General features: G+C 75.2%; 16 protein-coding genes. 4 read left to right on the top strand and 12 right to left on the bottom strand.

Annotated features, from left to right (window positions below; genetic code table 11):
* Positions 1-44 precede the first annotated feature (44 nt).
* The 10 genes from aceE to HOY81_RS22595 form a co-directional block, all read right to left on the bottom strand.
* Entirely contained in the window at positions 45-2,744 is a 2,700-nt protein-coding gene (gene aceE, locus HOY81_RS22640) for a pyruvate dehydrogenase (acetyl-transferring), homodimeric type (RefSeq protein ID WP_237322435.1), read from the bottom strand.
* A 203-nt stretch (positions 2,745-2,947) separates the two neighbouring features.
* Positions 2,948-3,574, bottom strand: coding sequence for a GntR family transcriptional regulator (locus tag HOY81_RS22635; protein ID WP_237322433.1), 627 nt, complete (start codon positions 3,572-3,574; stop codon positions 2,948-2,950).
* Between the two features lie 115 nt (positions 3,575-3,689).
* Positions 3,690-5,537 (bottom strand): 2-oxoglutarate dehydrogenase, E2 component, dihydrolipoamide succinyltransferase, encoded by a 1,848-nt coding sequence (gene sucB, locus HOY81_RS22630; RefSeq protein ID WP_237322431.1) that lies wholly within the window; start codon positions 5,535-5,537, stop codon positions 3,690-3,692.
* Between the two features lie 59 nt (positions 5,538-5,596).
* On the bottom strand, positions 5,597-6,985 hold the full coding sequence (lpdA, locus tag HOY81_RS22625) for a dihydrolipoyl dehydrogenase (protein WP_237322430.1): 1,389 nt from the start codon (positions 6,983-6,985) through the stop codon (positions 5,597-5,599).
* A 266-nt stretch (positions 6,986-7,251) separates the two neighbouring features.
* Positions 7,252-8,838 (bottom strand): leucyl aminopeptidase, encoded by a 1,587-nt coding sequence (locus tag HOY81_RS22620; protein ID WP_237322429.1) that lies wholly within the window; start codon positions 8,836-8,838, stop codon positions 7,252-7,254.
* Between the two features lie 328 nt (positions 8,839-9,166).
* Complete coding sequence (locus HOY81_RS22615; protein WP_237322428.1) at positions 9,167-9,991, bottom strand: adenosylcobinamide-GDP ribazoletransferase; 825 nt, start codon at positions 9,989-9,991, stop codon at positions 9,167-9,169.
* Positions 9,988-10,686 carry a response regulator transcription factor gene (locus HOY81_RS22610; RefSeq protein ID WP_237322426.1) on the bottom strand — a complete coding sequence of 233 codons (699 nt, stop codon included), beginning with the start codon at positions 10,684-10,686 and terminating at the stop codon, positions 9,988-9,990. Before HOY81_RS22610 ends, HOY81_RS22615 begins: the two co-directional genes overlap by 4 nt.
* Entirely contained in the window at positions 10,683-11,951 is a 1,269-nt protein-coding gene (locus HOY81_RS22605; RefSeq protein WP_237322424.1) for a sensor histidine kinase, read from the bottom strand. Before HOY81_RS22605 ends, HOY81_RS22610 begins: the two co-directional genes overlap by 4 nt.
* A gap of 190 nt (positions 11,952-12,141) precedes the next feature.
* On the bottom strand, positions 12,142-12,438 hold the full coding sequence (locus tag HOY81_RS22600) for a hypothetical protein (RefSeq protein ID WP_237322422.1): 297 nt from the start codon (positions 12,436-12,438) through the stop codon (positions 12,142-12,144).
* Between the two features lie 51 nt (positions 12,439-12,489).
* Positions 12,490-13,287, bottom strand: coding sequence for a PspA/IM30 family protein (locus HOY81_RS22595; RefSeq protein ID WP_237322420.1), 798 nt, complete (start codon positions 13,285-13,287; stop codon positions 12,490-12,492).
* A gap of 259 nt (positions 13,288-13,546) precedes the next feature.
* On the opposite strand from HOY81_RS22595, the gene HOY81_RS22590 reads away from it, so the two are divergent.
* Both HOY81_RS22590 and HOY81_RS22585 read left to right on the top strand, forming a co-directional pair.
* Positions 13,547-14,143, top strand: coding sequence for a DUF3043 domain-containing protein (locus HOY81_RS22590; RefSeq protein WP_237322418.1), 597 nt, complete (start codon positions 13,547-13,549; stop codon positions 14,141-14,143).
* Between the two features lie 20 nt (positions 14,144-14,163).
* Positions 14,164-14,877, top strand: coding sequence for a bifunctional 2-polyprenyl-6-hydroxyphenol methylase/3-demethylubiquinol 3-O-methyltransferase UbiG (locus tag HOY81_RS22585; RefSeq protein ID WP_237322448.1), 714 nt, complete (start codon positions 14,164-14,166; stop codon positions 14,875-14,877).
* Between the two features lie 370 nt (positions 14,878-15,247).
* Here HOY81_RS22585 and HOY81_RS22580 read toward each other — a convergent pair whose 3' ends face one another.
* The gene (locus HOY81_RS22580; protein ID WP_237322417.1) at positions 15,248-16,447 is read right to left on the bottom strand and encodes a bifunctional adenosylcobinamide kinase/adenosylcobinamide-phosphate guanylyltransferase; all 1,200 of its coding nucleotides are present in this window, start codon (positions 16,445-16,447) and stop codon (positions 15,248-15,250) included.
* Positions 16,448-16,531: 84 nt separating this feature from the next.
* Here HOY81_RS22580 and HOY81_RS22575 point away from each other — a divergent pair, with 84 nt between their 5' ends.
* The gene (locus HOY81_RS22575) at positions 16,532-16,741 is read left to right on the top strand and encodes a hypothetical protein (RefSeq protein ID WP_237322416.1); all 210 of its coding nucleotides are present in this window, start codon (positions 16,532-16,534) and stop codon (positions 16,739-16,741) included.
* A 462-nt stretch (positions 16,742-17,203) separates the two neighbouring features.
* Positions 17,204-18,322, top strand: coding sequence for a nicotinate-nucleotide--dimethylbenzimidazole phosphoribosyltransferase (locus tag HOY81_RS22570; RefSeq protein WP_237322415.1), 1,119 nt, complete (start codon positions 17,204-17,206; stop codon positions 18,320-18,322).
* A 287-nt stretch (positions 18,323-18,609) separates the two neighbouring features.
* On the opposite strand, the gene HOY81_RS22565 is transcribed toward HOY81_RS22570, so the two are convergent.
* The gene (locus HOY81_RS22565) at positions 18,610-19,467 is read right to left on the bottom strand and encodes a GNAT family N-acetyltransferase (RefSeq protein WP_237322414.1); all 858 of its coding nucleotides are present in this window, start codon (positions 19,465-19,467) and stop codon (positions 18,610-18,612) included.
* Between the last annotated feature and the right edge of the window lie 302 nt (positions 19,468-19,769).

Raw genomic sequence — 19,769 nt, 5'->3', positions numbered from 1 at the left:
CGGGCCCTCCACCCGTGTGTGCCCGGCCCGTGCGGGCCTGGAGGTCAGGCCAGCCCGTACGACTCCGCGGCCCGGCGTACCGTCTCCTGCTTGACCTCGCCGCGGCGGGCGAGCCGGGACAGCGCCGCCACCACCACGGACTCGGTGTCCACACCGAAGTGCCGCCGGGCGGCCTCCCGCGTGTCGGAGAGGCCGAAGCCGTCGGTGCCGAGCGAGCACCAGTCCTGCTCGACCCACTGGCTGATCTGGTCCGGCACCGCGCGCATCCAGTCGCTGACCGCCAGTACCGGGCCGGGCGCGCCCGCCAGGGCGCGGGTCACGTACGGCACCCGGTCCTCGCCGCGCAGCGCGGCCGCGTCGCACTCCAGCGCGTCGCGACGCAGCTCGCTCCAGGACGGCGCGGACCACACGTCGGCGGTGACGCCCCACTCCTCGGCGAGGACGCGCTGGGCGTCCAGCACCCAGTGGATGGCGGTGCCGGAGGCGAGGAGCTGGATGCGCGGGGCGTCCGCCGCGGGCGGGGTGCCCTCGCGGAAGCGGTAGAGGCCGCGCACGATGCCCTCCTCGACGCCCTCGGGCATCGGGGGCTGCACCTTCGGCTCGTTGTAGACCGTCAGGTAGTAGAAGACGTCCTCGTGCTGCTCCGGGTCCGGGCCGTACATCCGGCGCAGGCCGTCCCGGACGATCACGCCGACCTCGTAGGCGAAGGCGGGGTCGTAGGTGAGCGCCGCCGGGTTGGTGGAGGCGATCAGCGGCGACTGGCCGTCCGCGTGCTGGAGGCCCTCGCCGGTCATGGTGGTACGGCCCGCCGTGGCGCCGATCAGGAAGCCGCGGCCGAGCTGGTCGGCGAGCGCCCACATCTGGTCCGCGGTGCGCTGCCAGCCGAACATCGAGTAGAAGATGTAGAACGGGATCATCGGCTCGCCGTGGGTGGCGTACGAGGTGGCCGCGGCGGTGAAGTCCGCCATCGAGCCCGCCTCGGTGATGCCCTCGTTGAGTATCTGCCCGGTCTCGGCCTCCTTGTAGTAGAGGAGCTGGTCCCGGTCGACCGGGTCGTAGGTCTGGCCCAGCGGCGAGTAGATCCCGGCGGAGGGGAAGAGCGACTCCATGCCGAAGGTCCGCGCCTCGTCCGGCACGATCGGCACCCAGCGGCGGCCGGTCTCCTTCTCCCGCATGAGGTCCTTCACCAGGCGGACGAAGGCCATGGTGGTGGCGATCTCCTGGGAGCCGGAGCCCTTGGCCAGGGTGTCGAAGGGTTTCGCGGCGGGCTCGGGCAGTGCCACCGGGTGGACCCGGCGGGCCGGGGCGGGGCCGCCCAGCTCGGCACGGCGCTCCCGGAGGTAGCGCACCTCGGGGGAGTCGGCGCCCGGGTGGACGTACGGCACCAGCTCGTCGTCGAGGGCGCTGTCCGGGATGGGCAGCTCCAGCAGGTCCCGCATGGCGCGGAACTCCTTGCCGGTGAGCTTCTTCATCTGGTGGTTGGCGTTCCGCGACTCGAAGCCCGGGCCCAGGGTCCAGCCCTTGACGGTCTGCGCGAGGATCACCGTCGGGGCGCCCTGGTGCTCGACGGCGGCGCGGTAGGCCGCGTAGACCTTGCGCGGCTCGTGCCCGGCCCGGGAGGTGTGGAAGCACTCCAGGATCTTGTCGTCGGTGAGCAGCCGGCCCAGCTCGGCGAGGGCGGGCTCGGCGCCGAAGAAGTGCTCGCGGATGTAGCCGGCGTCCCGGGTGGCGTACGTCTGGAACTGCGCGTCCGGCACCTCGCGGAGCCGGCGGAGCAGCGCGCCGGTGGTGTCGAGCTGCAGCAGCTCGTCCCAGGCGGTGCCCCAGAGCGACTTCACCACGTTCCAGCCCGCGGCGCGGAACTGCGCCTCCAGCTCCCGGACGATCTTGAAGTTGGCGCGGACCGGGCCGTCCAGACGCTGCAGGTTGCAGTTGATGACGAAGGTGAGGTTGTCGAGCTGCTCCCGCCCGGCGAGGGCGAGGGCGGCGGTCGACTCCGGCTCGTCCATCTCGCCGTCGCCCAGGAAGGCCCAGACGTGCGAGGCGGAGGTGTCCTTGATCCCGCGGTGGGTCAGATAGCGGTTGAACCGCGCCTGGTAGATGGCGGCCAGCGGGCCCAGGCCCATCGAGACGGTGGGGAACTCCCACAGGTCGGGGCTGCGGCGCGGGTGCGGGTAGGACGGCAGACCGTGGCCGGCGGCCTCCTGGCGGAAGTTGTCCAGGTGCTGCTCGGTGAGCCGGCCGTCGAGGAAGGCGCGGGCGTAGATGCCGGGGGAGGCGTGGCCCTGGATGTAGAGCTGGTCGCCCGAGCCGCCGGAGCCCCCCGGTTCCAGGCCGTCCTTGCCGCGGAAGAAGTGCTGGAAGCCGGTCTCGTAGAGCCAGGCCGCGGAGGCGAAGGTGGCGATGTGCCCGCCCAGGCCGTAGCGGCTGCCGCGGGTGACCATGGCCGCCGCGTTCCAGCGGTTCCACGCCGTGATACGGGCCTCCAGCGCCTCGTCACCGGGGAAGTCCGGCTCGTCGGCGGTGGGGATGGTGTTGACGTACTCCGTCTCCGCCGGCCGCGGGACCGGCAGACCGCTGCGCTCGGCGTGTTCCAGGGTGCGCCGCATCAGGTACGTCGCACGGTGCGCGCCCGCGTGCTCGGTGACGGCGTCCAGCGAGGCGCGCCATTCGGCGGTCTCCTCGGGATCGCGGTCCGGGAGCTGGTCGAGCTCGCTCGGCTGGTTGCGTACGGCGTCGGGCATGGTGGCCACCTTCCGGACGGGGCGGGCAGTCGTAGTGGGTGGGAGGGGGGTCGTCCCTCTGGTGGGCAGGACAGGGGGTCACCCCAGCGAGGGGACTCTACGCCCGCGATCGATGATCGATCAAAGGTTCTGGCGAAATTGGCATTCCGTGCCGTGAAAGTCGGCACGGAATGCCGTACGCCTGTCCGTGCGGCCGCCCGGCGCTAGCGAGGCGCGGGAGCGCACCCCAGGACATGCGCCTTGACCAGCTCCCCGATGCGCGGATCCCGTCGCTGGAAGGCGAGCAGCACCGCCTCGTGCTCCTCCGCGTACGACTGCTGCACCGTCCCGAGCCAGCGGATCGACAGCGCCGTCCACACCTCGATGCCCAGCGACTCCCAGGTGTGCAGCAGCACGCTGTTGCCCGAGGCCCGTACCAGCTCCCGGTGGAAGCCGACGGTGTGCCGCACCTGCGCCTCCCCGTCGGCTGCCCGGTCGGCGTCGTAGAGCGCCGTGACATGCGGCGCCAGCCGGGAGGGGTCCTCCGCCAGCAGGGGCGCCGCCAGCTCCGCGGCCATCTGCTCCAGGCCCGCCCGCACCGGGTAGATCTCCTCCAGGTCCGCCGCGGAGAGCTCGCGCACCCGCACGCCCTTGTTCGGCGCCGACTCGATCAGCCGCAGCGCCTCCAGCTCGCGCAGCGCCTCCCGCACCGGCGTCTGGCTGACCTCCAGCTCGACCGCGATCCGCCGCTCCACGATCCGCTCGCCCGGCTGCCACCGGCCGCGGATGATCCCCTCCACGATGTGCTCGCGGATCTGCTCGCGCAGCGAATGGACGACGGGCGGGGCCATGGGCGTGCTCCTCGGGGGTCGGGGCTTACGACGATACGGCGACGCCCCTGCCCGGACTCACTCCGAGCAGGGGCGTCGCACCGTGACGCTGCGTGCTTCAGCCGCAGAGCAGCTCTCAGAGACCGAGTTCGCCCTCGAACTCGCCGGCCTCCAGCCGGGCCTTGACGTCGGCCAGGTAGCGGGCCGCGTCCGCGCCGTCGACGAGCTGGTGGTCGTAGGAGAGGGTCAGGTAGACCATGTCCCGGATGGCGATGGTCTCGCCCAGCTCCGGGTGGTCGACGACCACCGGGCGGCGCACCGTGGCGCCGATGCCCAGCTCCGCGACCTGCGGGTGGTTCACGATGATCGTATCGAACAGCGCACCGCGCGAGCCGGTGTTGCTGATCGTGAACGTGCCGCCGGACATGTCGTCCGGGCCCAGCCCGCCCTCGCGGACCTTCTTGGCCAGCTCGGCGGTCTTGCGGGCGATCCCCGCCAGGTTGAGGTTCCCGGCCTCCTTGATGACCGGGACCATCAGGCCCTTCTCGGAGTCCACCGCGATGCCGATGTTCTCGACGTCGTGGTAGGTGATGGTCCCGTCGTCGTTGATCTTCGCGTTGATCGCCGGGTGCGCCTTGAGCGCCTCCGCCGCCGCCTGCACGAAGAACGGCATCGGGGAGAGCTTCACGCCCTCCCGGGCGACGAAGGCCTCCTTGGCCCGGGCCCGCAGCTTCATGATCCGCGTGACGTCGACCTCGACCACGGTGGAGAGCTGCGCCTGGCTGTGCAGCGCCTTCATCATGTTCTCGGCGATGAGCTTGCGGATCCGCGGCATCTTGACCGTCTGGCCGCGCAGCGGCGACGGCTCGGCCGGGGTGGTCGTACGCGCCGCCGGGGCGGCCGGCGCCTGCGGCCTGGCGGCCTTGGCCGCCTCGGCGGCCGCCACGACGTCCTGCTTGCGGATGCGGCCGCCGACGCCGGTGCCCTTGACCTCGGAGAGGTTCACACCGTGCTCCGCGGCGAGCTTGCGGACCAGCGGCGTGACGTAGGCGCCGTCGAACTCGGCGCCGCCGGCCCGCGGGGTGGTCGGCTGGGCCGGTGCCGTGGGCGTCGGCTCCGGGCGGGGTGCGGCCGGCTCCTGCGGCGCGGCCTGCTGAGGCGCCGGCTGCTGGGGCGCCGGCTGCGGCGCGGCCTGCGCGGGTGCGGGCTGCTGGGGCGCGGCCTGCGGCGGAGCCTGCTGGGCGGGCTGCGCAGGGGCCGGGGCCTCGGCCGGTGCCGCCTCCCGCGGCGGCTGCTCCGGCTGGGCCGGAGCGGGCTGCGCGGGGGCCTGGGGGGCCGCCTCACCGGAGCCGATGACGGCCAGCTTGGCGCCGACCTCGGCCGTCTCGTCCTCGCCGACCACGATCTCCAGCAGGGTGCCGGCGGACGGGGCCGGGATCTCGGTGTCGACCTTGTCGGTGGAGACCTCGAGCAGCGGCTCGTCCGCCTCCACGGTGTCGCCGACCTGCTTGAGCCACCGGGTCACGGTGCCCTCCGAGACGGACTCGCCGAGCGCCGGCAGCACCACGTCGGTGCCCTCGGCACCGCCGCCGGAGGGAGCCGCCTGCGCGGCGGGCTCCGGCTGGGCCGGCTGCTGCGGGGCGGCCTGCTGCGGGGCGGGCTCGGCCTGCGGCGCCGGCGGTGCCTGCTGGGCCGGCGCCTCCTGCTGAGCCGGCTCGGCCGCGGGCGCCGCCGCGCCGCCCCCGCTGCCGTCGTCGATGAGGGCCAGCTCCGCGCCGACCTCCACCGTCTCGTCCTCGGCCACCTTGATGGCGGAGAGGGTGCCGGAGGCGGGGGCGGGGATCTCGGTGTCGACCTTGTCGGTGGAGACCTCGAGCAGCGGCTCGTCGGCCTCGACGTGCTCACCCTCGGCCTTGAGCCACCGGGTGACGGTGCCCTCGGACACGCTCTCGCCGAGCGCCGGAAGGGTTACGGAAACCGCCATGGTTTCTGGTGCTCCTCACAAGAAGTACGTAGGGGTCGTGCGTCGCGCCCGGTGGGGTGTCAGTCGTGGGAGTGCAGCGGCTTGCCCGCGAGGGCCAGGTGCGCCTCGCCGAGCGCCTCGTTCTGCGTCGGGTGGGCGTGGACGAGCTGGGCCACCTCGGCGGGCAGCGCCTCCCAGTTGTAGATGAGCTGGGCCTCGCCGACCTGCTCGCCGATGCGGTCCCCGACCATGTGGACGCCGACCACGGCACCGTCGCGGACCTGGACGAGCTTGATCTCGCCCTGGGTCTTGAGGATGCGGCTCCGGCCGTTGCCGCCCAGGTTGTACTTGAGCGTCACGACCTTGTCGGCGCCGTACAGCTCCTTGGCCTTCTCCTCGGTGACGCCGACGGAGGCGACCTCCGGGTGGCAGTAGGTCACCCGCGGCACACCGTCGTAGTCGACCGGCACCGGGTTGAGCCCGGCCAGCCGCTCGGCCACCAGGATGCCCTCGGCGAAGCCCACGTGCGCGAGCTGAAGGGTGGGGATCAGGTCGCCGACCGCGGAGATCGTCGGGATGTTCGTCCGGCAGTACTCGTCCGCCAGCACGAAGCCGCGGTCCATGGCGACCCCGGCCTCCTCGTAGCCCAGGCCCTGCGAGACCGGGCCGCGGCCGATGGCGACCAGCAGCACCTCGGCCTCGTACTCCTTGCCGTTGGCCAGGGTGACCTTGACGCCGTTGTCCGTGTACTCGGCCTTCTCGAAGAACGAGCCGAGCTGGAACTTGATACCGCGCTTGCGGAAGGCGCGCTCCAGGAGCTTGGAGCTGTTCTCGTCCTCGGCGGGCACCAGGTGCGGCAGCCCCTCGACGATGGTGACGTCGGTGCCGAAGGACTTCCAGGCGGAGGCGAACTCGACGCCGATGACCCCGCCGCCCAGGACGATCGCGGACTGCGGGACGCGGTCCATCACCAGGGCGTGGTTCGAGGAGATGATGCGGTTGCCGTCGATCTCCAGGCCCGGCAGCGTCTTCGGCACGGAGCCGGTCGCCAGCAGGATGTGCCGGCCCTCGTAGCGCTGGCCGTTCACATCGACCGAGGTGGGGGAGGAGAGCCGGCCCTCGCCCTCCACATAGGTGATCTTGCGGCTGGCCACCAGGCCCTGCAGGCCCTTGTGCAGACCGGCGACCACGCCGTCCTTGTACTTGTGCACCCCGGCCATGTCGATGCCCTCGAGGCTGGTCTTCACCCCGAACTCGGCACCCTCGCGGGCCTGGTCCGCGAGCTCGCCCGCGTGCAGCAGCGCCTTCGTGGGGATGCAGCCGTAGTGCAGACAGGTGCCGCCCAGCTTGTCCTTCTCGATCAGGGCGACGTCCAGACCCAGCTGCGCGGCGCGCAGGGCAGCGGCATAACCGCCGCTACCGCCTCCGAGGATCACTAGGTCGAAAACGGTGCTGGCGTCGTTCGCCACGTCACGTCCTCCATGCATGGGTGCGCCGGGGCCGGTCCTCAACCGGCCGGGCGGCTGTATTTCGGCCGCTTTGTCTCTCGGCCCTGGACTCGGCTTCTTGTCAAGCCGTGGGGGCCCCTGTCCTGCCGAAGACCCATCTTCGCACTTGTTGCCGGGAGACGGGACTCGGGGCCGTCCCTACCGCCGGGTACGGCCCCGCTCGCCGCCGGGCGCGCGGGGCCGTACCGTGCCGGCTGCCGACCGGGTCGCCCGGCCGGGTGACGGCGTCAGCCCAGGTCACCGTCGGCCGCACGCTCGGCGAGCCGCAGCAGGGTCCGCACGGCGGAACCCGTTCCGCCCTTGGGCGTGTAGCCGAAGGGGCCGGACTCGTTGAAGGCCGGGCCCGCGATGTCCAGGTGCGCCCACTTCGTGCCCTCCGGCACGAACTCCTGCAGGAAGAGGCCCGCGACCAGGCCGCCGCCCATCCGGTCACCGATGTTCGCGATGTCCGCGACCGGCGACTCCATGCCCTTGCGCAGGTGCGCCGGCGACGGCATCGGCCAGGAGTCCTCGCCCGCCTCCCCGGCGGTGTCGTGCACCCGGCTGCGGAAGGCCTCGTCGTTGGCCATGACGCCGAAGGTCCGCTTCCCGAGGGCGACCATCATGGCGCCGGTGAGCGTCGCCACGTCCACCACGGCGTCGGGCGACTCCTCGCAGGCCCGGGTCAGCGCGTCGGCGAGCACCAGCCGGCCCTCGGCATCGGTGTTGAGTACCTCGACCGTCTTGCCGCTGTACATGCTCAGCACGTCGCCGGGGCGGGTGGCCGAGCCGGAGGGCATGTTCTCCGCGAGCGCCAGCCAGCCGGTGACGTTGACCTTCAGGCCCAGCCGGGCGGCGGCCACGACCGCGGCGAACACCGCGGCGGCGCCGCTCATGTCGCACTTCATGGTCTCGTTGTGACCGGCGGGCTTGAGCGAGATGCCGCCCGAGTCGTACGTGATGCCCTTGCCGACCAGGGCCAGGCTCTGCTTCGCCTTGGCGTGCGTGTAGGACAGCCGCACCAGACGCGGCGGGGTGTCCGAACCCCGCCCGACCCCGAGGATGCCGCCGTAGCCGTCCTTGGCCAGTGCCTTCTCGTCCAGCACCTCGGCCTTCAGACCGTGCTCCTTGGCCGCGGCCTGCACCCGGGCGGCGAACTCCTTCGGGTCCAGGTCGTTGGAGGGCGTGTTCACCAGATCACGGGCCCGGTGCACCTCGGCGGCCAGCACCTCCGCGCGCTCCGCCGCCGCCTTGTGCGCCTTGTCCCGGGGCTTGGCGCCGAGCACCACGACCTCCGCGAGGGGGGCGCTCTCGTCCTTGCCGGACGTCGCGCCCTTGCCGCCCTTGCCGTTCTTCCCGGCCTTTCCGGCGGTGCGGTCACCGGAGTCCTCCGTGCCGCGGTAGGCGGTGAAGGCGTACGCGCCCAGCAGCGCGCCCTCGGCGACGGCCGCGACGGCGGCCGCGTCCCCGACCGGCAGGGCGAAACCGGCCTTGGCGTTGCCCGCCAGGGCACGGGCGGCGGCGCCGGCGGCACGGCGCAGCGCCTCGGGCTCGTACGCCGCGTCCGGTTTCTCCGGGGCCTCGCCGAGGCCGACTGCGAGGACGAGCGGCGCCTTGAGGCCGTCACCCGGGGCGGGAAGCTTGGTGACCTCGCCCTCGCCGCCGCCGGCGCCGAGGGTCTCCAGCGTGGCGGCCAGCTTCCCGCCGAACGCCTCGTCCACGGCTTCGCCGCCCGGCGCGAGCACGGGTCCCCGGGCGCCCTTGGCGACGCCGACGACAACGGCGTCCGCGCGCAGCGTCGCGGCGGACGAGGTGCTGAGAGTCAGAGCAGACACGGTGGAAGGGACCTGCTTTCGTTGAGGAAGAGCCGTCAGTGGGTGTGCACGGCTTCGGGCACATCGCGCATCGTATGCCCGCCTGTGCCCGGCGGTCCCGGGAGACCCTACGCCGCGACGGAAGGGCGCGGCAGGGGGTGCTCTCCCGGGGGCGGGTGCCGCCCGTGGCGGGCGGCCGGCCCGGCGCGACCCGCGCCGCACCGGAGTCCGCCGCCGGCCTGCGGGCCCGGCCGGAGGGACGCGCCACGGCCGGTGTTCGCGGACGACCTGCTGCCGGGGCGCGGGGCTCGGTCCCGGCCGCCGCACCGGGGCGTGGGACCCGGGCCGGTCAGCCCAGGGCGAGGAGGAGCAGGGCGCTGGTCGCCGCACACTCGGCGAGCGCGCCGAGGACGTCGCCGGTCACGCCGCCGAAACGCCGCCGGCAGTGCCGCAGCAACACCTCCGCCGCTCCCAGCGCCAGCGCCGCCGACGCCGCGGCGGCGAGCGCCGTCAGCGGACCGCGTACCAGCCCCGTGAGCGCCGCGACCAGGACCGTCGCCGCGGCCACCGCACCGGCGGAACGCACCGGCACGGTCCCCGCGACCGCCGCGCCCAGTCCCTCCGGGCGGGCCGGCGGCACCCCGCGGCGGGTCGCGAGGGTGAGCGCGGTGCGCGCCGTCAGCCCGGCGAGGACAGCGCCCGTCGCGCCGGCCGCCCAGCTCTGCGCGTACAGCCCCGCCAGGGCCGCGACCTGCGTCAGCAGCACCAGTACCAGCGTGACCACGCCGAACGGCCCGATGTCCGAGCGCTTCATGATCCGCAGCGCCTCGTCGGCGGGCCGGGCACTGCCCAGGCCGTCCGCGACGTCCGCCAGTCCGTCCAGGTGCAGACCGCGGGTCAGCGCCGCCGGCACGGCGACCCCGGCGACCGCGGCGAGCAGCGGCCCGGCGCCGAGCAGCAGGAGGAGACCGCCCGCCGCCGCGGCCGCGAGCCCCACCACGGCGCCTGCCAGCGGTGCACACTCCATGCCGCGCCGGGCGGCGGGCCGGTCCCAGCGGTCGCACCGCACCGGCAGCACGGTGAGCGTGCCCAGGGCGAAGCGCACGCCCTCCGCCGCCGAGGCGGCCGGGTCCGGGGTCCCGGCGGAGGCGGGCGGGTCCGCCGCGCCCGTCACGCGGGACGCCCCGGTGCGGCCCCGCCCGGGCGCACCAGCCCGGTCTCGTACGCGGTGACCACGAGCTGCGCGCGGTCCCGCGCACCCAGCTTGGCCATCGTGCGGTTCACATGCGTCTTCACGGTGAGCGGGCTGACCGACAGCCGTCCGGCGATCTCGTCGTTGGAGAGCCCTCCGGCGACCAGGGCCAGCACCTCCCGCTCCCGCCCGGTGAGCGCCTCCAGCCCGTCCGGTCCGCCGCCGTCACCCGGGGCGGGCGCCGTGCCCTGGGCCAGGAAGCGGGCGATAAGCCCCTTGGTGGCGGCCGGCGAGAGCAGCGCCTCGCCCTGGGCGGCGATCCGGATGGCGGAGAGCAGCTCGCCCGGCTCCGCGCCCTTGCCGAGGAAACCGGAGGCGCCCGCCCGCAGCGCCCGGAGCACGTACTCGTCCTGTTCGAAGGTGGTGAGGATGACCACCTTCACCCCGGCGAGCTCCGGGTCCTCGCTGATCTCCCGGGTGGCGGCGATGCCGTCCGTGCCGGGCATCCGGATGTCCATGAGCACCACGTCGGCGCGCTCCCGCCGGGTGACCGCCACCGCCTCGTCGCCGTCCGACGCCTCGCCCACGACCTCCATGTCCGGCTCGGAGTCCACCAGCACCCGGAAGGCGCTGCGCAGCAGCGCCTGGTCGTCGGCGAGCAGGACGCGGATGGTCATGCGGAGGTCTCCTTCTCCGGGGTCTCGGCGGCGGCCCGTACGGGGAGCGTGACATGGACGCGGAAGCCGCCGCCGGGCAGCGGCCCGGCCTCGCAGCGGCCGTTCAGCGCGGCGGCCCGTTCCCGCATGCCCGCGAGGCCGTGCCCGCCGCCGGTGTCGGCGGCCGGGTCGGTCTCGCCCGCGCCGTCGTCCTCCACGCTGACCCGGAGCTCGTGCCGGTCCCCGGCGATGCGCACGGTGGCGTGCGCGCCGGTTCCCACGTGCTTCTGCACGTTGGTCAGCGCCTCCTGGACGACCCGGTAGGCGGTGAGGTCCAGGGCGGAGGGCAGCGGCCCCTCCGGCACCGTCGCCTCCACCTCGACCCGCAGCCCGGCGCGGACGAAGCCGTCGACCAGGTCGTCCAGCACGCCCAGCCCGGGCGCCGGCTCGGTGGGCGCCGCCGGGTCCCCGGACTGGCGGAGCAGGCCGACGGTCGCCTGCAGTTCGTCCAAGGCGTGCCGGCTGGCCTCCCGGACATGGGCGAGGGCCTGTTTGGCCTGGTCGGGGCGCTTGTCCATGACGTGTGAGGCCACCCCGGCCTGCACGTTGACCAGGGCGATGTGGTGGGCGACCACGTCGTGCAGCTCGCGTGCGATCCGCATGCGCTCCTCGGCGACGCGGCGGCGGGCCTCCTCCTCGCGGGTGCGCTCGGCCCGTTCGGCGCGCTCGCGCATCGCGTCGAAGAAGGCACGCCGGTGCCGCACGGCTTCGCCCACGGCTGCGGCCAGCGCCGTCCAGGCGAAGATGCCCAGGTTCTCCTGGGCGTACCAGGGGCGGGCCCCGAAGAGCATCCCCGCGGTGGTCAGCACGGCCACCGTGACGGCGCCGACCCGCCAGGAGGTGGCCCGGTCGGTGCGGTTCGAGACCGTGTAGAGGGCGATGACCGCGGCCAGCACCAGCGGCGCGCGGCTGTCCGAGGGCGCGCCGGTGCGCGGGTCGAGCAGCAGCCCGACCACGGTGATCGCGGTGGTGACGCAGAGGACGGGCAGCGGCGTGCGGCGGCGCAGCACGAGGGCGCCGCAGCCGAGCGCGGCGAGCGCGACGGTCTGCGCGGTCAGCTCCCGCTCGCCGAAGTGCGGACGGCCGTCCGTCCCGTGCGGCTCGGTCGCGGAGCCGACCAGGACCACGGCGAAGGCGCACAGCGCGAGGAGCGCGTCCACCACGTACGGGTGTTCGCGCAGCGTGGCACGGAGTTCGCAGAGGCGGTCGGCGCAGAGGGTCGTCACATCAGGCACGGTACGGGTCCCGGGACATGCCGCGCGCCCCGGCCCGGAACAACGGGCTCCGGTTCGGGGCGCACGGGCGATGAGACGCGGCCGCAGGCTGCGGCCGGCGCTGCGGCGCGGTGCGACGGCGGCGGGGCGGCGGGCGCCCGCCGGCCGTGCCGCGGGGCCGTGCCGCGGGGCGGGGGCAGGGTCAGGCGGCGGTGCCCGGGGCGCCCGGTATCAGGCCGTCCTCGCTGAGCATCTCGCGGACCTCCTCCAGCGAGGCGTCCGGCGAGGGCAGGATCAGCTCGGAGGGCTCCAGCGAGTCGTCGGGCAGCGGAGCCCCCATCGACCGCACGGCCGAGAGCAGCGCGGTGAGGGTGCGGCGGAAGCCGGACGCGTCACCGGACTCCATCTCGGCCTGCAACTCGTCGTCGAGCCTGTTCAGCTCGGGGAAGTGGCTGTCGTCCAGCTTCACCTGCCCCTCGCCCATGATCCGTACGATCACGACGCTCTCCTTCTCGCGCGAGCGGCTCGGCCCGGTGCCGGGCCCGTCAGGTCACTGCTTGTCGAACTTCGGGGTGTCCTGCGTCTGCTCCGGCTGCTCCGGCTGCCGGGTCTCCCCGGCGGCGCCGCCCTCCAGTGCCTGCCGGTCGCCGCCGCTGCCGCCGGCCAGCTCGGCCTTCATCCGCTGGAGCTCCAGCTCCACGTCCGAGCCGCCGGAGAGCCGGTCCAGCTCCGCGGTGATGTCGTCCTTGGCGGTGCCCGACGGGTCCTCCAGGGCGCCGGAGGCGAGCAGCTCGTCGATCGCGCCGGAGCGCGCCTGGAGCTGCTGCGTCTTGTCCTCCGCCCGCTGGATCGCCATGCCGACGTCGCCCATCTCCTCGGAGATGCCGGTGAAGGCCTCGCCGATCCTGGTCTGCGCCTGGGCGGCGGTGTAGGTGGCCTTGATGGTCTCCTTCTTCGTCCGGAAGGCGTCCACCTTGGCCTGGAGCCGCTGCGCGGCGAGGGTCAGCTTCTCCTCCTCGCCCTGCAGGGTCTGGTGCTGCGTCTCCAGGTCCGTGACCTGCTGCTGGAGGGCCGCCCGCCGGGTCAGGGCCTCCCGGGCCAGGTCCTCGCGGCCGAGCGCCAGCGCCTTCTTGCCCTGGTCCTCCAGCTTGGACGACTGCCCCTGGAGCTGGTTGAGCTGGAGCTCCAGCCGCTTGCGGGAGGTCGCCACGTCCGCCACCCCGCGGCGTACCTTCTGCAGCAGCTCGAGCTGTTTCTGGTACGAGTAGTCGAGCGTCTCGCGCGGGTCCTCGGCCCGGTCCAGGGCCTTGTTGGCCTTCGCGCGGAAGAGCATCCCCATACGCTTCATGACACCGCTCATGGGCCTCGCGCGCCCCCTTCAGTACGGACTCGAGCCTCAGCACGTCTCAACGTCTTATGGACCCCAGGGTACGGGGCCCTCTTCCATTACCGCACTGTCCGAGCGTGGATCCGCTCATCCTGGAGGACGATCGGCCGGGCCGGTCCTCCAGCGCAGGGAGTAGGCGCGAGGGGCCGCCGGACCATGTTGCCGGATCGTGGCCCACCGGGGATGCGGGGAGCGGGCGGCGGCACCGTACCCTGGAGGCGTGTTCCGAAGCCGATCGAAGGACGGGCAGGCCTCCACCGCGCAGATGACGGCGGCCGAGCCCGAGCAGCCCCGAGACCCGCAGGCCCCCAAGGGCCGGCCCACGCCCAAACGCAGCGAGGCGCAGGCGCAGCGCCGCACGCTCGCGGCGGCGCCGAAGAACCGCAAGGAGGCCGCCCGCCGCGCACGCGAGGAGCGCCGCACCGCGATGGCGCGGCAGCGGCAGGCGCTGGCCGGCGGCGACGAGCGCTACCTACCGGCCCGGGACCGGGGCCCGGTGCGGCGCTTCGCCCGTGACTACGTGGACGCCAAGTGGTCGGTGGCGGAGTTCTTCCTGCCCATCGCGGTGGTGATCCTGGTCCTCAGCATGGTGCCCTCGCTCCAGGTGCGGAACATCTCGCTGGTCCTCTGGCTGGGCGTGATCGTGATGATCGTGCTGGACTCGGTCAGCACCGGCGTCCGGCTGAGCAAGGCGCTCCGGGAGCGCTTCCCCGACGAGTCCCGCAAGGGCGCCGTCCGCTACGCCCTGATGCGGACGCTCCAGATGCGCAGGATGCGCCTGCCCAAGCCGCAGGTCGCGCGCGGCGCACAGCCCTGAGCGGGCCCGCGCCCGCGGCCCTGCTCCGGCAGGAGCTCACCGCCCGGCAGCTCGACGAGCAGCTCACCGCCCGCTTCGGGCCGGATCCGGGCCCGCTGCGTGTTCTGGACGCGGGTCTGGGCTGGTCCGGCCGTGGCGAGCAGGCGCTGCGGCTGGCGCGTGCCGGACACCGGGTCACCGGCCTCGACTCCGATCCGGCGGTGCTCGCCTTCGTACGGGACGCGCTGGACGGCGAGCCCGCGGAGACCCGGAAGCGGCTCCGCCTGGTGGCGGCCGGCGGACAGGACACGGGTGCGCACTTCCTGCCCGGCGCGTTCGACGTGGTGCTCTGCCACGGGGTGCTGATGGCCTCCCGCGACCCGGCCAGCACGCTCGCCGGGCTGGCCCGGGTGCTGGCACCCGGCGGGCTGCTCTCCCTGCTCGTCCGGAACGACGCCGCGCTCGCCCTGCATCCCGGCCGTGCCGGCGACTGGGAGGCGGCGCTGGCCGCCTTCGACTTCCCGGAGCGGGAACGCGGCCTGCGGCTGGACCGGCTCACCACGCTGCTCGCCGGCAGCGGCACGCCGCTGCACGCCTGGTACGGGGTGCAGGTCTTCGCCACCTCCTCGACCGCGCCCGCGGACGATCCGCGGATGCTGGCCGCGGAGGAGCGAGCGGGACGCACCGATCCGTACCGCGCGGTGGCCGCCATGCTGCACCTGTGCGGTGTCCGCGCCGCCCCCTCCGCCGGCTGAACCCACCCGCACCTGCGCCGGGAGCGGCGTACCGGTCCGTGTCCGGCGCGGCCGTGCGGTGTCGCCACGCGTCCGGGGCGCCGGACGCCCCGCCCCGGGGAGGACGGGAGCCGGTGCGGCGGGCCTCATCGGCCGGGGGTCACGCAGCAGGGCCCGGTACGCCCGGACGGGGTAGCCCGGGCCGTGCCCGGGACTGCCGGCCCCTGGCTGGTGCGGCACGGCCCGTGCCCGTGCCCGGGCCTGCCGGGCTCCTGGCGGGGCGTGGGGTCGGTGCGGGGTGGCCCGTCGCGCTCGCGGGCCCGGCCGGACCGGCCCGGCGCGGCACTGCAGCGGCGCGCTGCGGCGGCGCTGCGCGCCCCCTGCCCGGGCGTCAGCCCCGGAGGGGCAGCACCGTGCCCGCCACGGCGAGCAGCACCTCTTCGCACTCCGCGGCCACCGCCGCGTTGAGCCGCCCCAGCTCGTCCCGGAAGCGGCGCCCCGCAGGGCTCGCCGGGTGCACCCCCGAGCCCACCTCGTTGCTCACCGCGACCACGGTGCGCCGGGTCGCGCGCACCGCCGCGGCCAGCTCCGCGACCCGCTCCGCCAGCTCCCGGGCGCCGGTCTTCTCCCAGCGCGCGTCGTCCCAGGCGCCCACCTCGTCCATGACGTGCGTGAGCCACAGCGCCAGGCAGTCGACGAGCAGCGGCCCCTCCGGCTCCCGGAGCAGCGGCACCAGGTCGCAGGTCTCCGTGGTGCGCCAGGAGGCGGGCCGCCGCTCGCGGTGGGCCGCGACCCGGGCCGCCCAGTCCGCGTCGCCCTCGCGCGTCCCGCCGGTGGCGACGTAGAGCACGTCCGGGTAGGTCGCCAGCCGGCGCTCCGCCTCCACGGACTTCCCGGAGCGGGCCCCGCCGAGCACCAGGGTGCGGCGCGGCGGTTCGGGGCTCTCGTGGTACGCGCCGACGGCCAGCGTGGTGCCGTCCGGCTCGGTGCGCGCCCCCGCGGCGGCGAGTCGCCGGTGCAGTTCGGGGCCGGGCATCACGTCGTGGTCGAGGTGGACGGCGAGCACGTCGGTGGCCGCCCCCACCGACCCGGCCGCCCGGAGTCGCGCCAGCGCCTCCGGGCGGCCCAGGACGTCCAGGGCCACCAGGTCGTACGGCTCCTCCGGCGGTGCGGGGGCGGCCGGTGCGGCGCCCGGGGGGAGATAGAGGAGCTGTTCGCCGTCCGGGCCGGTGACCAGATAGCCGGTCCCGGGCGCGTCCAGCGCCACCGCACGGACCCGGTGGCCGCTGATGAGCACGAGTTCCTGGCCGTCCGGCACCCGCACCGGGGCGGGCAGCCCCGCCGGGAACTCCAGTGCGGGCCCCTCGTGCGGATGGGTCAGCAGCACCTGCCGTACGCCGTGCAGCGACCGCCCGGCGCGGGCCGCGGCCAGGGCCGGGCCGGGGGTGAGGTCGAGCAGCAGGGTGCTGTCCACCAGCAGCGCCGTGGCGGCGCGTGCCTCGGGCCCGACGGCGGTCGCGCAGGCGGCACACGGGCAGTCGGGGCGGGGGAGTCCGGCGGGCGCGCCGGAACCGAGCAGCGTGAGTTCCACAGCACGATCGTCTCGCGCCGCCTCCCGGGCCGCGCACCGGGCAGTACTCTGCGGGCAGCACCCGGAACCGATCAAGGAGACGACATGGCGTGGACATGGCGGTTCGAGAAGTCCGACGGCACGGAGACGGAACCCGCCGTCCCGCCGGAGGAGTTCACCACGCAGGGGGACGCCGAGTCCTGGATCGGCGAGGTCTGGAAGGAACTGCTGGACGGCGGCGCCGACCAGGTCACGCTCCTGGAGGACGGGACGAAGGTCTACGGGCCGATGAGTCTGCACGCCGACGAGGGCTGAGGGCTCCGGGAGCCTCCGGGCCTCTCCCCCCGGGGGCCCCGGCCCGGCTCGCCGCCTGGCACCCCGGGCACGTCCCGCGGGCCTGCCGGTCCTCCGGGGCACGCTCCCGGCCCCGGGACGTTCCGGCCCTGTCCCGTCCGGAGCCGGAGCCGGGGGACGCCGGGCCGCCGGGACCGGACGGGAACCGTTTCCGCTCAGTGAGCAGGAGAGGGCCTTGGGCCCGGACCTGGTCGGCCGGCGCATCCCGGGCGGTTGTGGATGCGCTGGCCACCCGCGTTCGCGCCGCGTCCGGCGGCACGGATCGTGTCCGTGGTCCGGGATGCGGGGGAACGGGTTTCCTCACGCCCACGGGGGCCGTGCGTGGCCGCGGCGGACGCGTGTGCCGGCTCCGTGCGGCGGGGCGCCGTCGCCGCCCCCGGCCGCGCGGCGGGGGCGGTACCACGGTGCCGTACTCTTCGGCGCATGCGTGACGGCAGCCTCAATCTCGACGACTTCACCGACCTCATCGAACGGCCGCACAGCGGCCTGCGCCGGGACGCCGAGGACCGGCGGGCCCGCACCGGCCTGCCGCCGCAGGCGCTGGGCCGCCTCGACGAGCTGGGCGAGTGGCTGGCCGCCGCGCAGGGCGCCGTGCCCGTGCGGCCCGTGCGGCGGCCCAAAGTGCTGCTCTTCGCGGGCGACCACGGCGTCGCGGAACTCGGCGTCTCCGCCCGTCCCGCCGGCTCCGCCGCCACCCTGGTACGGGCCGCGCTCGACGGGGAGAGCCCCGGCGCGGTGCTGGCCCGCAGCATGGACGTGCCGCTGCGGATCGTCGACATGGCGCTGGACTGCGACCCGGCGGAGTTGCCCGCCGAGGTCACCCGGCACCGGGTGCGCCGCTCCTCCGGACGGCTGGACATCGAGGACACCCTCACCGCCGAGGAGGCGGAGCAGGCGTTCCGGGCCGGTGTGGCGATCGCCGACGAGGAGGCGGACGAGGGGACCGACCTCGTGGTGCTCGGTGACCTCTCGGTGGGCGGCACGACGGCGGCGGGCACGCTGACCGCCGCGCTGTGCGGCACCGACGCCTCGGTGGTGACCGGGCGCGGTGGCGGCGGGATCGACGACCTGGCCTGGATGCGCAAGTGCGCCGCGATCCGGGACGGCCTGCGGCGGGCCCGCGAGGCCCTCGGCGACCAGCTCCGGCTGCTCGGTGCGGTCGGCGGCGCGGACCTCACCGCCACGACCGGCTTCCTGCTCCAGTCGGCCGTGCGCCGGACCCCGGTGATCCTGGACGGGGTCGTCTCCGCCGCCTGCGCGCTGGTCGCGCAGCGGGTGGCGTTCCGGGCGCCGGACTGGTGGCTGGCCGGGCAGGCCAGCGGGGAGCCCGCGCAGGCCAAGGCGCTGGACCGGATGGCGCTGGAGCCGCTGACCGACCACGGGGTGACGGCCGGTGAGGCGACCGGCGCGCTGCTGGCCCTGCCGCTGGTGCGGGCGGCCGCGGTGCTGGCCGCCGAACTCCCCGAGCGGGAGGCCGCGGACGCCGCCGGCACCGCGGACGCCACGGACCGCGCACCCGCTGCGGGTGAGGGCTCCGGCTGACGGCGTCGCCCGCCGTGCCCGGTGCGTGCCCGGGCGGTGCCCGGTGCAGTGCGGTGCGGTTCCGGGTGCGCCGGGCGGTCGCGGCCGTGGGTGCCCGCGGTTGCGGCCCGGCGTTCGGCTCCCGCGGAGGGGAGAGCTGCTGTGGCCCGGCGCTCGGCGACTGTGCGGGGCGACCGCCGTGCGGGGCGGCGCCGGGCGTGCCCGGCGTGGGTGCGGCCCGCCGGAGCGGCCCGTACCGTTGCACGGCCGCGCCCCCTGCGGCACCGGGTCCCCAGAGCCGGGAGCCGTCAGAGGAAGGCGCCGGAGGGGATGTACGGCGCCGGAGGGCGCATGCCGCGCAGGCAGACGTACCCCGCGGTGGTGAGCTCCAGTCCGGCAGCCAGCCCCACGTCCACCGCCCACTGCTGTTCGGCCGTCAGATCGTGCACGACCGCCTCCGTGCCCTCCGGGACGCTCAGCAGCGCCGCCGTGAGCAGCCGGACCGCCAGCCGCCGCGAGCTCGCGGCGAGTAGCTCGACCTTGCCTTCCGCGGTGAGGTAGCAGTAGCCGCTGCCGGCCAGGTCGTCCGCCACGAGGAGCCGGTGGTGGCGCAGCAGGAAGGCGTGGTCCACGCCGTGTGCGCCGCCGCGCAGCCGCCGGTCAACGGAGTCCATCAGGTCCCGGTGCGCGGCCGAGCCCGCCACCACCGGGCCGTCCGGGGCGGCGAGCCGCGCGGGATCGACGGTGCCGCGCATCCGCATCGTGGGGTGCAGGTCGAAGCCCGCCCGGCGGTAGGCCCGGGCCGCCGCGGGGTGCCGGGAGCAGCAGATGAGCCCGCGCAGGCAGCCGCGTCCGTAGGCGACCGCCTGGGAGAGCAGCGCGGTCCCGAGCCCCCTGCTCGCCGTCTCCGGGCGCACCACCAGCAGCGAGAGTCCCCAGGTGCCTTCGCGGATCACCGAGAGGGCCGCACCGACCGGCCGCCCGGACGCGTCCTCGGCGAGCCGGCACCCGCCCGGGTCTGACCGGGCCACATGCCGGGTCTTCTCGTGGCTGCGGGCGACCCGTTCCGGCGTCCACTCCTCCTCCGGGTGCTCGAAGGCGGCCGAGAGGACCCGGCGTACGGCCTCCGCGTCGTCCTCGGTGTCGCGTACGGGACGGATCAGCATGCTGCTGTCTCTTCCCCCGATCGCCGGTGGCGGCACACGCACCCGTGAGGGGGCGCGCGGGCCGCGGGGAGTGGGGGAGGAGGACCGTCCGCTCAGGACGCCTTCCCGGCCGGAGCCTTTCCGCCCGTGCCGGAGCCCCGTGCCCCCGGCTCTCCCGCAGGGCCGGGGCCGCCACCGTGACCCGGTCGGCCGGCGCGGTGTCCGGGCGTGCCCTGCCCGTTCGGTCCGTCGCCGGCCTCCCGCGCCGCGGGGCCGTCGCGGTGCCCGGAGGCGGCGCCGTGGCCGCCGGCCGGGCCGCCGCC

The organism is Streptomyces sp. JJ36 (assembly GCF_021696945.1).
Taxonomy (GTDB): domain Bacteria; phylum Actinomycetota; class Actinomycetes; order Streptomycetales; family Streptomycetaceae; genus Streptomyces.
The sequence above is the reverse complement of the archived record's forward strand: the minus strand, read 5'-3'. Positions and strand labels throughout refer to the sequence as shown.

Coding starts and splice junctions, on each gene's coding strand:
- aceE (WP_237322435.1), bottom strand. CDS start 2,744: ATGCCCGACGCCGTACGCAACCAGCCGAGCGAGCTCGACCAGCTCCCG.
- HOY81_RS22635 (WP_237322433.1), bottom strand. CDS start 3,574: ATGGCCCCGCCCGTCGTCCATTCGCTGCGCGAGCAGATCCGCGAGCAC.
- sucB (WP_237322431.1), bottom strand. CDS start 5,537: ATGGCGGTTTCCGTAACCCTTCCGGCGCTCGGCGAGAGCGTGTCCGAG.
- HOY81_RS22610 (WP_237322426.1), bottom strand. CDS start 10,686: ATGACCATCCGCGTCCTGCTCGCCGACGACCAGGCGCTGCTGCGCAGC.
- HOY81_RS22595 (WP_237322420.1), bottom strand. CDS start 13,287: ATGAAGCGTATGGGGATGCTCTTCCGCGCGAAGGCCAACAAGGCCCTG.
- HOY81_RS22575 (WP_237322416.1), top strand. CDS start 16,532: ATGGCGTGGACATGGCGGTTCGAGAAGTCCGACGGCACGGAGACGGAA.
- HOY81_RS22570 (WP_237322415.1), top strand. CDS start 17,204: ATGCGTGACGGCAGCCTCAATCTCGACGACTTCACCGACCTCATCGAA.
- HOY81_RS22565 (WP_237322414.1), bottom strand. CDS start 19,467: ATGCTGATCCGTCCCGTACGCGACACCGAGGACGACGCGGAGGCCGTA.